Origin of the sequence: Methylomonas koyamae, from assembly GCF_006483455.1 — a bacterium.
Taxonomy (GTDB): domain Bacteria; phylum Pseudomonadota; class Gammaproteobacteria; order Methylococcales; family Methylomonadaceae; genus Methylomonas; species Methylomonas koyamae_B.
The window spans coordinates 97,597-112,256 of sequence record NZ_PPPU01000017.1; the positions used below are offsets into that span (position 1 = coordinate 97,597).

General features: G+C 58.7%; 15 protein-coding genes. 4 read left to right on the plus strand and 11 right to left on the minus strand.

Annotation, left to right across the window (positions count from 1 at the left end; genetic code table 11):
• Positions 1 to 129 precede the first annotated feature (129 nt).
• Complete coding sequence (locus C2U68_RS10865) at positions 130 to 1,044, plus strand: LysR substrate-binding domain-containing protein (RefSeq protein ID WP_140912509.1); 915 nt, start codon at positions 130 to 132, stop codon at positions 1,042 to 1,044.
• 20 nt (positions 1,045 to 1,064) lie between these two features.
• On the opposite strand, the gene fae is transcribed toward C2U68_RS10865, so the two are convergent.
• From fae to C2U68_RS10910, 9 genes are all read right to left on the minus strand, one after another.
• The gene (gene fae / locus C2U68_RS10870) at positions 1,065 to 1,616 is read right to left on the minus strand and encodes a formaldehyde-activating enzyme (RefSeq protein ID WP_140912510.1); all 552 of its coding nucleotides are present in this window, start codon (positions 1,614 to 1,616) and stop codon (positions 1,065 to 1,067) included.
• A gap of 102 nt (positions 1,617 to 1,718) precedes the next feature.
• Positions 1,719 to 1,853, minus strand: coding sequence for a cytochrome bd-I oxidase subunit CydX (cydX, locus tag C2U68_RS10875; protein WP_140912511.1), 135 nt, complete (start codon positions 1,851 to 1,853; stop codon positions 1,719 to 1,721).
• Positions 1,854 to 1,865: 12 nt separating this feature from the next.
• On the minus strand, positions 1,866 to 3,005 hold the full coding sequence (gene cydB / locus C2U68_RS10880; RefSeq protein WP_140912512.1) for a cytochrome d ubiquinol oxidase subunit II: 1,140 nt from the start codon (positions 3,003 to 3,005) through the stop codon (positions 1,866 to 1,868).
• Between the two features lie 15 nt (positions 3,006 to 3,020).
• On the minus strand, positions 3,021 to 3,533 hold the full coding sequence (locus C2U68_RS10885; protein ID WP_140912513.1) for an aspartate carbamoyltransferase: 513 nt from the start codon (positions 3,531 to 3,533) through the stop codon (positions 3,021 to 3,023).
• 10 nt (positions 3,534 to 3,543) lie between these two features.
• Positions 3,544 to 5,103 carry a cytochrome ubiquinol oxidase subunit I gene (locus tag C2U68_RS10890; RefSeq protein ID WP_140912514.1) on the minus strand — a complete coding sequence of 520 codons (1,560 nt, stop codon included), beginning with the start codon at positions 5,101 to 5,103 and terminating at the stop codon, positions 3,544 to 3,546.
• Positions 5,093 to 5,326 (minus strand): hypothetical protein, encoded by a 234-nt coding sequence (locus C2U68_RS10895; protein WP_140912515.1) that lies wholly within the window; start codon positions 5,324 to 5,326, stop codon positions 5,093 to 5,095. The genes C2U68_RS10890 and C2U68_RS10895 overlap by 11 nt, the downstream gene beginning before the upstream one ends.
• Before the next feature lie 83 nt (positions 5,327 to 5,409).
• Positions 5,410 to 7,287: a multicopper oxidase family protein gene (locus C2U68_RS10900; RefSeq protein ID WP_140912516.1), complete on the minus strand. Its 1,878-nt coding sequence runs from the start codon at positions 7,285 to 7,287 to the stop codon at positions 5,410 to 5,412.
• 74 nt (positions 7,288 to 7,361) lie between these two features.
• Positions 7,362 to 8,303 (minus strand): sulfite exporter TauE/SafE family protein, encoded by a 942-nt coding sequence (locus tag C2U68_RS10905; RefSeq protein ID WP_140912517.1) that lies wholly within the window; start codon positions 8,301 to 8,303, stop codon positions 7,362 to 7,364.
• Between the two features lie 10 nt (positions 8,304 to 8,313).
• Positions 8,314 to 9,003 carry an MBL fold metallo-hydrolase gene (locus C2U68_RS10910; protein ID WP_140912518.1) on the minus strand — a complete coding sequence of 230 codons (690 nt, stop codon included), beginning with the start codon at positions 9,001 to 9,003 and terminating at the stop codon, positions 8,314 to 8,316.
• Positions 9,004 to 9,295: 292 nt separating this feature from the next.
• Between C2U68_RS10910 and C2U68_RS10915 the strand changes: the two genes are divergently transcribed.
• Positions 9,296 to 10,648 carry a sigma-54 interaction domain-containing protein gene (locus C2U68_RS10915; RefSeq protein ID WP_140912519.1) on the plus strand — a complete coding sequence of 451 codons (1,353 nt, stop codon included), beginning with the start codon at positions 9,296 to 9,298 and terminating at the stop codon, positions 10,646 to 10,648.
• Positions 10,649 to 10,982: 334 nt separating this feature from the next.
• The gene (locus C2U68_RS10920; protein WP_140912520.1) at positions 10,983 to 11,840 is read left to right on the plus strand and encodes a transglycosylase SLT domain-containing protein; all 858 of its coding nucleotides are present in this window, start codon (positions 10,983 to 10,985) and stop codon (positions 11,838 to 11,840) included.
• A gap of 36 nt (positions 11,841 to 11,876) precedes the next feature.
• On the opposite strand, the gene ppa is transcribed toward C2U68_RS10920, so the two are convergent.
• A complete protein-coding gene (ppa, locus tag C2U68_RS10925; protein WP_140912521.1) occupies positions 11,877 to 12,422 on the minus strand; it encodes an inorganic diphosphatase in 546 nt (181 codons plus the stop codon).
• Between the two features lie 71 nt (positions 12,423 to 12,493).
• Here ppa and C2U68_RS10930 point away from each other — a divergent pair, with 71 nt between their 5' ends.
• The gene (locus C2U68_RS10930) at positions 12,494 to 13,309 is read left to right on the plus strand and encodes a DUF2797 domain-containing protein (protein ID WP_140912522.1); all 816 of its coding nucleotides are present in this window, start codon (positions 12,494 to 12,496) and stop codon (positions 13,307 to 13,309) included.
• Between the two features lie 102 nt (positions 13,310 to 13,411).
• Here C2U68_RS10930 and C2U68_RS10935 read toward each other — a convergent pair.
• On the minus strand, positions 13,412 to 14,660 hold a 1,249-nt coding region (locus tag C2U68_RS10935), incomplete at its 5' end, for a tetratricopeptide repeat protein (RefSeq protein WP_140912523.1).

Below are 14,660 nucleotides of genomic sequence, written 5' to 3' on the forward strand. Positions count from 1 at the left end.
ACCAGTACTGAACAATAATTTCCAGTCATTTAGAATAGGTGGTGTAAGAGTATTGGCAGCGCGGACAAACGGGTAACACTTACCACGTGCAGCTGGGACGATGCGCAATAATCGAAACATGGAGAAAACGTGAATTTACGGGATTTGCACTATTTGATTGCCGTGGCCGATTTGCGCAGTTTCGTGCAGGCGGCCGACCGCTGCTGCATCAGCCAGCCGACGTTGAGTACCCAGATCAAGAAACTGGAGGACGAGCTGGGGATACAGTTGTTCGAGCGCACCAATAAAAAAGTGCTGCCGACCGAGTTGGGCGAGCGCATCATCGCCTCGGCCAGACGAATTCTGAAAGAACAGGCGATTATCAAGGAACTGGCCGCCACGGCGCAGGATCCGCTGGCCGGCAATCTGCGCTTAGGCGCGTTCCCCACCGTGGCTTCCTACCTGTTTCCGCAATTGGTGCCGCTGATCAAACAGGCCTTGCCGCGAATTCGGCTGATCCTGGTGGAGGAGAAAACCGAGCAACTAATTCAGCAACTCAAAAGCGGGCAGATGGACTGCGCGCTGTTGGCGCTACCGGTTTACGAAGATTTTCTGGAGAGCAAGGCTGTGTTCGACGACGAATTTTTGCTGGCGGTGGCCGATAGCCATCCGCTGGCCTTCAACAGCGTGGTCGAACAATCCGATTTGCAAGGCGAGCATTTGCTGTTGTTGGACGAGGGGCATTGCTTGCGCGGCCATGCCTTGCAAGTTTGCCAAACCGTCGGCGCCGACGAAGAGCAGGACGTCCGCGCTACCAGCCTGGAAACGCTGCGGCAAATGGTACATGCCGGCACCGGCGTGACCTTCATCCCGCAGATTGCGGTGCGCCACGAGCCGGGCATCCGTTACATCCGGTTTGCGGCACCGGCGCCCAGCCGCACCATCGGCCTGGTGTGGCGCAAAACCAGTGCCCGCGGCGAGTTGATTCGACAACTGAGCGGGCTGGTCGAGAAGGCTGCGATAGTCGACCGCGCCGACCAGATCGACGCGACCGCTGAGACCTGACCTCGGCCGGTGCTAACCGCTTACCACTGCGACTCGCCGGTCTCCGGATCGTACATTTCGTGGAAGATTTTGTGGCGGTTGGCGATCAGCTCGTCGATGCTGGGCGAGTTGCTCATCGCTCTGGAGATCGCCAATTTCATCGCTTCGTAGTTGGTGCGGTACAGGTCCTTGCGGTCCAGATTCGGGTTGTCGGCGCAAGACGGATCGATCCAGATCATCGCGATGATGCACAATTCATTGGCTTGCAGCCGCGGAATCACGCCGTCGGCGACGCTGTCGATCACCGCGTCGGCGACGGCCGATTGCACCGGACCGCCCAACAGGTTGACGTAGGCCGAGGATTTGATCGTGACTTTCGGCACCATGATCGTGGCCGGGCGCACTTGTTGGTTGGTGGCGCGAATCGCGAACATCCGGGTGTGGCCCGCGGTTTGGCCCATCAGATTGGCGAAGGCGTGGCCGGCCGGACCTTTAACGTCGCCGATCAGGATTTCCGGCATCGCGTCGGTGCCTTGGCCTTCGCTGGAAAATACGGTGGCTTCGCCGGTTCTAAACCAATATGAATCTGACATGGGGGCTCCTCGGAATCAGTTAACAGAGCCGGCATTCTATGTCTCCGCCTCCCCCGCGGCAATAGGCAGGCGGAGGCGCGGGCCGCGCGCCTCCGGCCGACGTTACTTGCGCAGGCTATCGCACGACTGGTCGATGCCGTGGTTATCGATATCGCATACCGATTCCAGCCACATGGCATTGATGATGCCGAACGCGGCGGCGAAGCCGACGCCTAAAATCCAAGCGAAATACCACATGGTTCATTCTCCTTAGTACAGGGTGTGGGAATCTTGCAAAACGGTCTGTTCGGTGACGCTGCCCCAGATCACCCGGTACACGAAACGGGTGTAGAGCAGCACGATCGGCAGGAACACCACGGTGATCCAGAATGCCAACAACAGCGTGGTATGGCTGGAACTGGCATCCCACAAAGTCAGGCTGGAGCGCGGATCGGTTTTGGAGATCAGCAAAAACGGGAACAGACCGAAGCCGACCGTCAAACCGATACCGGCAATACCCAGCGCGCTGGCCCAGAACGCCGCCTTCCGCGTTGCGCCGGCGCCGAGTTTCCAAGCCGAAAAGATGCCGCCGAAACCGGCGGCCGGCGCCAGCCACATCCAGGCGTGGGTTTTAAAATGCTGCAGCCAACCGGCGCCGCGAGCGATAACGGTTTTGTTCATCGGATTGGAAGGCGCATCGGCCGCGGCCATTTGCGTGATTTCCGGCCGGTCTATCGCCAAAAACACCCAGGCAGTGATCACGACCAATGCCGTTAGTAGCAGAGGACCCAACGCCGCAACGATGGCCGTCGCCCGTTGGTGGATCGCGCCTTCGCTGCGCCATTTCAGAAACAATGCGCCATGGAACAGCGTCAACAGTAAGCCGGCAAAACCGCACAACAAGGCAAACGGATTCAGCAGCGCAAAAAACGAACCGTCGTAAAACGGCCGCAGATCTTGATCCAGATGAAACGGCAAGCCCAGCAACAAATTGCCGACCAGCACGCCGAGCAGAATCGGCGGCAGCGCACCGCCCAGAAACAGGCACCAATCCCAGGTATTGCGCCAGCGCGGATCTTCGATCTTGCTGCGGTAATCGAACCCGGCCGGGCGAAAGAACAACGCGAACAACACCAGTAGCATCGCTACGTACAGGCCGGAGAACAGCGTGGCGTAGACCGCCGGCCAGATCGCGAACACAGCGCCGCCGAGCAGCACCAGCCACACCTGGTTGCCCTCCCAGGTGGCGCCGACGGTATTGATCACTACCCGGCGTTCGAGGTCGGTTTTGCCGATGAACGGCAACAGCGCGCTGACGCCGAAATCGAAGCCTTCGGTCACCGCAAAGGCGATGGCAACGACACCGATGAATAGCCACCAGATCAGACGAATCGTTTCATAATCGAACATGGTTTACTCCCGAAATTATTGGCGCGGATGGTCGTGATGCGGGACATGGCCGCCCGGCATGGCATGGCGGGCGTGGTCGCTGAGCTGGGCCGCGAAATAGGCATGTATCGCCTCGACCAGGGCCGGTTCGGCGGTTTGGAATTCGATCTCGGCACCGTTGGGCAATTCGCGGTATTGATAAACCACCTTCCCCGCCGCCGCGCTCAAGGCCTGCACGCCGGGCATGTCGTCGCCGTGAATTCGGCGCGGCCCGGAAAAATCGCCGCGGCCGAAACCCGCCGCCAAATGGATCAGATGCTGGCGGATCAGACCGATCTGCTCGGCATCGCCGGCATTTTTCGCCAGCACTTGCTGCACGCCGCCGCTCGGCGATGGGGTAAACACGTGCAGGGTTTTATCCAACGCAAACGGCATCACCTGGCTGCCGCGTTGCTCCACTTGATCCAGCCGGGCCGGATCGACCGGCGGAATGGCCAGGGCGACGTTAGCCAACGCCGTCAGCGTTATGGTCGATACGATGTTTTTCACGACTTCCTCCTTAATGGGCCAGCGCCGCAGATTGTTCGAAATAATAGCGGCCGGTATGCAAACTGCTAGGCCCCAAGCGAACATACTTCAGCATCAAATACATCTCGATGATCAGCAGCACGGTGTAGAACAAGGCAAAGCCACCGATACTGAACCAAAGCTGATCCGCACTCAGACTGGACACGCTCATGTGAGTCGGCAACACGCCGGAGATAGTCCAGGGTTGGCGGCCGTATTCGGCGACGAACCAGCCGGTTTCGGCGGCGATCCACGGCAACGGGATACACCAGACCGCCATCCGCATCAGCCAGCGCTTCTGGTCGGCAACGCGGGTGGCGCAGTAGTAGAAGCTCATGGCAAAGATGAACAGCAGCGTGAAACCGCAGGCGACCATGATGCGGAAGGTCCAGAACAACGGCGCCACCTGAGGAATCGTGTCGTTGGCGGCTTGTTGGATCATCGCCGCGTCGGCATCAATCACCTGGCCGGTGTATTTTTTCAGGAGCAGACCGTAACCCAGATCGGCTTTATGCGCCTCGAAAGCCGGTTTGGCGCTCAAATCGCCGGCGCGCAGTTTCTGCAACTCGCCGTAGGCAATCATGCCACTTTTGATACGCTCGGCGCTTTCCTGGCGCAAATCCTTCAAGCCTTTGACATCCTCGTCGATCGAGCGAGTCGCGATCAGGCCCAGCACATAGGGAATTTTGATCGCAAAATCGGTGCGTTCGTTTTCCTGGTCCGGAAAGCCGAATACGGTGAAGCTGGCCGGCGCCGGATGGGTTTCCCATTCCGATTCGATCGCCGCCAGCTTGATTTTTTGGGTTTCGCCGGAGGTATAACCGCTCTCGTCGCCGAGTACGATCACCGACAACACCGACGCCAGCCCAAAGGCCGAGGCAATCGAAAACGAGCGGCGGGCGAAACCGATGTCGCGTTGGTTCAGCAAATACCAGGAACTGATGCCGAGCACGAACATCGAGCCGGTGACATAACCGGCGGCGACGGTATGCACGAACTTGACCTGCGCCACCGGGTTGAAGAACACGTCGGCGAAGCTGGCCATCTCCATGCGTAAGGTTTCGTAATTGAATTCGGCGCCGACCGGATGCTGCATCCAGCCGTTGGCGATCAGAATCCACAGCGCCGACAGGCTGGTACCGACCGCCAACAGCCAGGTCACCAGCAAATGCTGGACTTTGGTCAAACGGTCCCAGCCGAAGAAGAACAAACCGACGAAGGTCGATTCCAGAAAAAACGCCATCCAGCCTTCTGCAGCCAGCAGCGGACCGAAAATGTCGCCGACATAGTGCGAGTAATAAGCCCAGTTGGTACCGAACTGAAATTCCAGCGTCAGGCCGGTGGTAACCCCCATCGCGAAATTGATGCCGAACAGTTTGCCCCAGAATTTGACCATGTCCTTATAGACTGCTTTACCGGTCATCACGTAAACCGATTCCATGATGCCGAGAATAAAGGTCATGCCCAGCGTCAGCGGCACGAACAGAAAGTGGTACAGCGCGGTCAGGCCGAACTGCATCCGCGAGAGCATGACAATATCGTCACCGAACATGATCGGACTCCTTTACGGGTTGTGAAGAAAATGGCTGAGCCGCTGCAGGTAAAGCCAGATGCGCGGCGATATCGGGTTTAGCGGCCGGACGTTCCTGCCAGCGGAAAATCAAAAACCACAAGCCGACCAACAAAAGCAATTTGATGCCGATTGCGGCGCCGATTTCCCAGCGCAAGGCGCTTGTTTTCGGCAAAAGCGGACGGTCTGGGCTAGCGTCGTTCATGACGGCCTCCTGGGGATCGATTGGTCGCGGATAGGCGGCAGAAACCGGCCGGGCCGGATCGCTACCGCCGAACGGGTTTGCCGCTACTCGACTGAAAAGTCGCGCATCATGCCCATGTCTTCGTGTTCCAGATTATGGCAGTGGTACATGAACAAGCCTTTGAAATCCTGGAACGGCTTGATGATGCGTACCCGCTCGCCGGGCATGACCAACACGGTATCCTTCCAGCCGCCTTCGATGAAACCGTCTTTGACCGTGGCGTAACCGTCGCCTTCGCCCATACCGACAGTACGGCTTAATATCTGAAAATATTGGCCGTGCAGATGGATAGGATGCGCCATCGACATCATCATGCCCATGTTGCCGCCCATTCCGCCCATGCCCATACCGCCCATCTGGTGGTCGCCGCCTTTGCCTTCGCCGCCATGGTCCGTACCTCGCATCATGCCCATTTTATGGCCGCCCTCGCCCTGGCCGCCGCCGTGATTCATGCCGCCCATCCCCATCCCACCCATGTGCCGGCCGCCTGCTTCGCCCTGGTTGCCGTGGCGCATGCCTTGCGGTTTGCCCAAATCGGCGCCGTGTTCGCCGCCGACTTTATCGCCATGGCCGCCGCTACCGCCGTGGGCGTGGAATATTTCCATCAGTTGCACGGTATTGAACGGAATCCGTTCGCTGGGCAGGATGTCGTTATAGGCGTAGGGCTGGCCGTTCAACACCATTCGCATCGGCCCTTCGGAGATGCCGATCGGCACCGGTTTAGCGGGATTGGCGGTGTCGTGCAATGTGTAACGTTTGATTTGCGCCAGACTGTCGGGCAATTTCGGGCTGTCGCCGACTTGCCGCGTTACCTTGATTTTAAAAATCGGGTAGTCGCTGCCCATCGGCACGGCATTGGCGTGCATACCCATGCCGTGTTCGCCGCCGCCCATACCGCCCATACCGCCCATCATCCGCTCGGCCATTTTCGGCAACGCGCCGGAAAAAGAACGGCTGCGCAGTACCAGTTGCGAGCCGACTTTACGCCCGCTGAAATCCGCCCAGATATCCAAACGTTCGCCGGGGGCCAACATCACGTAGGGTTTGTTGACGGGCACTTCCAACAAGCCGCCATCGGTGCCGATGACGGTCAGCGGGGTATTGTCGTCCCAGGCCAGCTTGTAAATGCGCGCCGTTGAGCCGTTGAGGACGCGGAACCGGTAAGCCCGACTGGCAACGTCGAGCTGAAAATCGGCTTTGCCGTTGACCAGGATGCGGTCGCCGTAGAATCCCATCATCCGGTCGTGCATGCCGTGCACGTATTGCAATTGGTTGTTGGCGTCGAAGCGGCGGTCCTGAATCACGATCGGCACTTCGTATTCGCCGGCCGGCAGCTCCAGCCGCCGCTCTTCGGCGTCATTGACCAGTATCGCCCCGGCCAGACCGTGGTAAACCTGCTTGGCCGTCGTGTTATGCGGATGCGGGTGGTAGATGTTCATGCTGGCCCGATTCAGCATCTCGAATTCGTAGACGAAGCTCTGGCCTCGGTCGATCGCGTACAGCGGATGTCCATCCATTGCCGCCGGCACGTGCAAGCCGTGCCAATGGGTGATGGTCGGCTCGTCGAGCTGATTGTGCAGATTGATGCGGATTTTCTGACCGGTTTCGAAGCGCATCACCGGCCCGAGGTAAGAACCGGGGATCTCGGCCAGAGTATCGGCCGGACCTTTCACCAGTTTGGCGAAGTAGCGTTGCACCCGGGTGGTTTGGCCGGGCAGAATCGCGACATCAGACGGCCGGCAGAACAAGTCCAGCTCGACATCCGGATGAAAGTTCGGCGATGCCTTGAACGGCGCCATTTTCGGCATCTCGCCCATGTTCTCCATCGCCCGCAACCAGCCGGGCATGCCGGCATAAGCCAACAGACCAACCCCGCTTTGGGCAAAAAAGTGCCGCCGCGATTTATTGAATTTATTTAACATGCCCCCTCCTGTTAGTTTTTCTAGTTATTGCCACCCTGAGCGGATAGCGCTTAATCAGTCAGACTTAACAAATATTAGACTACTCTAATTTTTGAGCCGGTTTGGCGCTTCACCTCGTCGGCGTCCGGCCGAAGACGATGAATGCGCCGGCCTATCCATGCCAGTAACGCTGCCGCAGCCAGCCCGCCCCAGAGCCGCTTTTCGGCGATGATCTCGACCAATTGCACAGCGGATACCGCGGACCACACTTCGCCGGTTAAAGCTTGCGACAGCACGTAAACGGCCACCAACACCACAAACCAGCCGAAGCCGCGACGCAAAACGGCCGCGCTGAGAAAATTCGACAGCCAGGCGCCCAAGCCGCTACCGGCCAAGGCGCCGACCGTCACCACCGCCGTCAACGCCAAATCCAGTTCGGCGTGGTTGATATAACCGCTGAAACCGGCCACCGCATTCATTACGATCACCAACAACGAGGTACCGATCGCCGCCGGCATCGGCAGGCCTACCCAAAGTGTCAAGGCCGGCACTATCAAAAAGCCGCCGCCGACGCCGACCAAACCGGTCAAGCCGCCGACCAATGCGCCGTCGAACAACAGCCGCGACACCGGCGTCCGCAATGGGCACATCGGCAACGGCTGCAGGCCGGGCGCCGGCTCAACCGCCGCTTTTTTGAAAATCATGGCCAAACCGGTGATCAGTGTGACCAGGCCGAACAACACCATCAGCCAGTCTCCCGAAATATGGCCGGCCAGACGCCCGCCGCCGAAGGCGCCGCCCATGCCGGCGATGCCGAACACAACGGCACTTTTCCAGCAGACGTGGCCGCGCCGGGCATGCGGTATCAATGCCATCAGGCTGGAGACGCCGACCACGACGAACGACGTGGCGATTGCGGTCTTCGGCGCCACCTGCAACACGTACACCAGCATCGGCACGGTCAAAATCGAACCGCCACCACCCAGCAAGCCGAGCAGCAAGCCAATTCCGATCGCCAAACCCAGAACGGTCAGCATCTCAGCACTCCTAACTCAACGAACCGCACGCCTGGTTGGCCGGCAAGGCTTGGTCGATGAATTTCGGATAGGCCAGTTTCAGTTCGCTCATGATGGCGATGAACTCGTCGCGGCTCTTGCCGCCGCCCAAGCGTGGATTTTTCGCCATCTCCTGTTTGATGGTGGAAACGGTATTGCCTTGGTAGTCGTGGCCGGGATAAACCAGAGTATCGGGCGGCAAGGTAAACAGTTTGCCGGTGATGCTGTCGTAGAGCTGACCGGCATCGCCTTGTTGAAAATCGGTCCGGCCGCTGCCGCCGATCAGCAAGGCGTCGCCGGTGAAGACCCGGTCCGCCATCACGTAACTGACGCAGCCGTTGGTATGGCCGGGCGTATGCCGGACTTCCAGTTGCAAATCGCCGACCTGCAACGGCACGCCGTCCGTCACCAGCAAGTCGGCGCAGATCGCGCCGGCATCGCGGTGCACCACGCTTTTGCTGCCGACCTTTTCCCGCAGCAAGCCGGAACCGGTAATGTGGTCGGCGTGAACGTGGGTTTCCAGGGTATAAACCAGTTTCAAATCCAGGCTTTGCAACAGCTCCAGGTACAGCGGCAATTCCGACGCCACCGGATCGATCAGGCAGCCGCGACGGGTGCGCTCGCAACCGAGCAAATAGCTGTAAGTGGCGGTTTCGGTTTCGAAGAGTTGTCTGAAAATCATGACCTGCTCCGTTTATCGCAAAATAAGAATAAGTTAATGTTTCTATATCAAGACTCATGCCAGTTTCACCATGCCGGGTCGCAAACCGCCAGCGCGAGGTTCAGGCCGCAGCGGCAGGAGCAGCCAGAGCTAGACATTTGTTTTGACTAAAAAATCTCGCGTGCTTGTCTCCGACTGCCGGCAACCGATCCAATCGGGCGCCGGCTGGCCGCCGGCGCTGTGTTTCAAAATGAAACACTGAAACAGCGGTGATACACTTGAAACAAAACTTGAAACATTACGGAGCAAACACATGGCCTTTTCCTCACCGCAGCTGAAACGCTGGCTTGGGCAAATCGGTGCCGATCAAGTGCTGGAAGTGATGACCGATTTATTCGAAACCGGCGCGGTGTTTATCGTCGACGCCAATAGCGACATCCTGTTGTGGAGCAAAGGCGCCGAGCAACTGCTCGGCTTGAGCGCCGCCAGTGCGGTAGGCAAACCCTGCAAAACGACTTTGAATTGCGACAACGACAACGATCCGTGCAATCTGGCCCAACTCGGCATCGTCAAAGCCCAGGCAGTCCGTATCCAACACCCGGACGGGCGGACGCTGGATTGCTACCGTACCGCCAAAGCCTTTTACGACAATGCCGGCAACTTTGCCGGCGCAATCGAATATCTGCAGCCGCAACATCAAGCCGCGGGATTGCCGCAGCCGACGGGGGAAACCTTCCACGGCATTCTGACCCGCGATCCGAAAATGCTGGAAGCGATCCAAATCATCCGCAACGTCGCCGCGACCGAAGCCACGGTATTGATCCGCGGCGAATCCGGTACCGGCAAGGAAATGGTGGCACACGCGCTGCACTTGGAAAGTCCGCGCCACTACCAGCCGTTTCTGGCGATCAATTGCGCGGCGCTGACCCCGAGCCTGCTGGAAAGCGAACTGTTCGGCCACGTCAAGGGCGCCTTTACCGGGGCGGTGCGCAACCACGCCGGGCTGTTTCAGCGCGCCAACGGCGGCACCCTGTTTCTGGACGAAATTGCCGAGCTGCCGCTGGAGTTGCAAGCCAAGTTGCTACGGGTGTTGCAGGAACGCAATTTCATTCCGGTCGGCGGCGACCACCCGGTCAGCGTCGATGTCCGCATCATCGCTGCCACCCACCGCTCGTTGCGGGAAGAAGTCAAGGCGGGCCGTTTCCGCGAGGATTTAATGTATCGGTTGCGAGTGGTGCCGATCTTTCTGCCGCCGTTGCGGGAACGCCGGCTCGATATCGGCCTGCTGTTACAGCACCTGATCAATCGGCACAATCTGCAGGGCCATCGTTTCGTAGACCGCATCGCGCCGGAAGCGATGCGCTTGTTGTTGGATTATGATTGGCCCGGCAATGTCAGGGAATTGAATAACGTAGTCGAATACGCCTATGCGGTCGGTCGCGGCGGCGAGTTGGGCATCGCCGATCTGCCGCCGGAATTCCGCGAGCCGGTCCGTCCGCCGATGCCGCAACCGGCCCAACCGCTATCGCGCCCGAAACCGGCCGCCGAAGCGGCGCTGATCCGCGAAGCCTTGGAAATCGGCGCCGGCAATCTGGAGCAAGCGGCGCGCTATGCCGGCATGAGCCGCGCCACATTCTGGCGTAAACGCAAAAAACACGGACTTTGAGGTGTTGCCCGCCGCCACGGCGACGCCAGGCGAATGTTTGGCGCGTCGCCGCGCTGTGGTATAGTCGGTCGACCGAATTGCCCATATGGGCAATATTGCCTAGTCGATTGGGTGGGTATAGTGCGAAACAGCTTGAATTTGTTGGCATTCCGAGCCGACGGGAGCTGCGGCGCCGCGAATGCGGCGCATGGCGCAAATGCAGGGAGATTCGGCCGGATGGGCGATCAAGCACTTGCAATGTATACGGTAGCTGGAAGCTTGGAGGATGACGTTTCATCCTTTTCCGGCCGGGCTTGCACAAAGCCTTGTCACAGCAATACAGAACGAGATTTTTATGAACTTGAAACGCCACGCCCTAACGGCACTATTGCTGGTTCTGGCTAACGCCCCAGCCGGCGCCGACCAGGCAAACCCAGTCAATCTGGCCCAAATCCGCCAAACCGCAGCCGATTTCGAACACGGCCGCCTCGTCAAACAAGACTACCGCCAAGCCTTCGACATGTACTGCCAAGCGGCGCTGCAAGGCGATCCCGAGTCGGCTTACAGCATCGGCTTCATGTATTTCAACGGCCGCGGCGTCGCCCGCAGCCTGCCGCTGGCCAGCCACTGGTTCAAACAGGCCGCCGACCGCGGCGACGCCCATGCCAAAAAGATGCTGGCCCGTTTCGGCGATGCGATCCCGACCAACGATCCGGCCTGCCAACCGCCGCCGGTAGCACCCGAGATCAAACTGGTTGCGGCGCCGAATCCGAACCGCGAGCTGGTGGAAAGCTGGGTCAAGCAAATCGCCCCGGTCTACAGCATCGATCCGGCCTTGGTCATGGCGGTGATTCAAGCCGAATCCGCTTTCAACCCCAGCGCCTTATCCAATAAAAACGCCCAAGGCCTGATGCAACTAATTCCGGCCACCGCCGAACGCTTCGGCGTCAAAGACAGCTTCAATCCTATTCAAAACATCAAGGGCGGCACCGCTTATCTGCACTGGCTGTTGCGCCATTTCGAAGGCAAGGTCGATCTGGTCCTGGCCGCCTACAACGCCGGCGAAGGCGCCGTCGAGCGTTACCAGGGCATCCCGCCGTACCAGGAAACCCGCAACTATGTGAAGCATATTCTGGCTTCCTACCAGAAACCGACTCACCCGGTACCGCCGGAACAACTGCAAACCAAACTCACCATCGAACAAAAAACCTAGCCCGGCAATCTGCGCGATGGTTGCCGGAGCGGCCGCTCAGCCGCGGCTGCTATGCGACTGTTTATAGCGGGCCACGCTGGCCATGATCTCCTGTCTAGCATCTTCCACCCCGCCCCAACCTTCCACACTGACCCATTTGCCTTCTTCCAAATCTTTGTAATGCTGGAAGAAATGGGTGATTTTGGCCAATTTGTCGGGCTGTAAATCGCGGTAGTCGGTGACGTGGTTGTAAAACGGCGTCAGGCGCGGCATCGGCACCGCCAGCAATTTCGGGTCCGGACCGGCCTCGTCTATCATCTTCAAAATACCGACCGGACGGCAGTTGATGACGCAGCCGCTCAACAGCGGCGCCGGGGTAATGATCATCACGTCCACCGGGTCGCCGTCCTCGGATAAAGTCTGCGGGATGTAACCGTAATTGCACGGATACTGCATCGCGGTGCCCATGAAACGGTCCACGGTCAAGGCGCCGGTGTGTTTGTCCACTTCGTATTTGACCGGATCGCTGAACGCCGGAATTTCGACGACGACGTTAATTTCGTAAGGAATATTGCCGCCCGCGGCCACTTGCATGAATGACATCAAATCCTCTTTGAGTAAGCTGGAAACGCTGTCATTATAGCCGCCGTTACCGCTGAAACAGGATTAATCGAGTGATAGGCAGTCTGGAAAAAATGCGCAGCGAACTGGCCAGCCCGGTGCAATACAGCTTGCCGGTGGGCGAGCAACAACTCCGGTTAAATCCGCTGCTGGGCAAGCCGTTGACGCTGCGCCACACCGGCAAAATCTTTTGCGTGCATTGCGCGAAAAAGACCAACAAGAGCTTCAACCAGGGCTATTGCTACCCCTGCTTCATCAAACTGGCGCAATGCGATATGTGCATCATGAAGCCGGAAACCTGCCACTACGCCGCCGGCACCTGCCGCGAACCGAGTTGGGGCGAGGAATTTTGCTTCCAGCCGCATATCGTCTATCTGGCCAACTCGTCCGGCATCAAAGTCGGCATCACCCGCCGCTCGCAAATCCCGACCCGCTGGATCGACCAGGGCGCCGTGCAAGCCATCCCGGTATTCGAAGTGGCCTCCCGCCACTTGTCCGGCCTGATCGAAGTCGCGCTGGCGACTCACGTGAGCGACAAGACCAGTTGGCAACAAATGCTGAAAAACAACACCGTCGAGCTCGACCTGCCGGCCTTACGCGACGAACTGCTTAGCAAGTGCCAGTCCGAACTGGCTTCGATAACCGAAGGTTTCCCCGAACAACCGCCGACCTTGCTTAGCGATGCCGAAGCGCTAAACCTGAATTATCCGGTGTTGGAATACCCGACCAAGGTCAAATCCTTCAACATGGACAAAGACCCGACCGTCTCCGGCACCTTACTCGGCATCAAAGGCCAATACCTGATTTTCGACAGCGGCGTGATCAACATCCGCAAATACGCCGGCTACGAAATCGAAGCCGAAGTTTGACGCTCGGTAAAGACGGGCGCCAGACTTTGTAGCCTCGATTCCATCGACGCTACTCGCTTATCCCATTGACTTCATCACTCCATCGTGGAAAAAGCATGCCGCTTACGTTGGCCTCGGGTAGAGTTTCAGTCGCCGGGCAAGTCCTTCATAAATCCGCATCGCCGCTTGCCGGGTTTCCGGATTGATTTTCAACAAATGATCCTCGCCGTCAATCGCGGCAACCAATGCGTGATACAGCGGGGAAAACTTCATTGGATATTGCCTGGCTTCCATGGCCTGGCGCAATGCATCTCCCTGACCATGAACGACGACATACCAGAGCAGTCTCTGCAAATCGTCGAGGTAGTCTGTCCAAAGCAATTCGTCCTCCCGTTCCACTGCCGCACCTATATGCTCGAACATACTTTGCCAGCGCGTTACCTGCGGCTCACCCAAAGTGTTCAACGCCTGCAATAGATCGCGCCCGGACAATGACATGCCGTCTTCATACTCCAGCGCACGGCTCACCTGCGCGAGCGCCATCGGCAGATTCTCCGTGTGCAACGCCAGCGCGTAAGCATAGTTCGCATGCAGCAACTGCCTGATATTTGGTGAAGGGTTTTTAGCCAAACCACCTTCAAAAGCCCGCAGCGCCCTGATCGGAGCGCCTTGTTTCTCTAAAAACAAATTGCCCAACCTGTTTAGCGCCCGGGCGACTTGCTGACGCAAGGCCGCTTCCGTGGCCTCGCCAAAGCGTGCGACGACATAGTCGTAGACCTTGATTGCGTCCTCCGATTTCCCAAGCTCGCCCAACCTGAAGCCCTTGTTAACCAGCGCCTGGGCGACTCGCTCACGCAAGACCACTTCCGTCGCCGCGCCAAAGCGTTCGACCAGATCGTCGTAGACCTTGATTGCGTCCTCCGATTGCCCAAGCTGGCCCAAAGTGATGCCCTTGTTGACCAGCGCCCGGGCGACTTGCTCACGCAAGGCCGCTTCCGTGGCCGCGCCAAAGCGTTCGACGACATCGTCGTAGACCTTGATTGCCTCCTCCAATTGCCCAAGCTGGCCCAAGCTAAAGCCCTTGTCGACCAGCGACCGGGCGACTTGCTCACGCAAGGCCATTTCCATGGCCGCGCCAAAGTGCTCGACGACATCGTCGCAGACCTTGATTGCCTCCTCCAATTGCCCAAGCTGGCGCAAAACGAAACCCTTGTTGACCAGCGCCCGGGCGACTCGCTCACGCAAGGCCATTTCCATGGCCGCGCCAAAGCGTGCGACGACATCGTCGTAGACCGTGATTGCGTCCTCCCATTTCCCAAGCTGGCCCAAAGTGATGCCCTTGTTGACCAGCGCCCGGGCGACTTGCTCACGC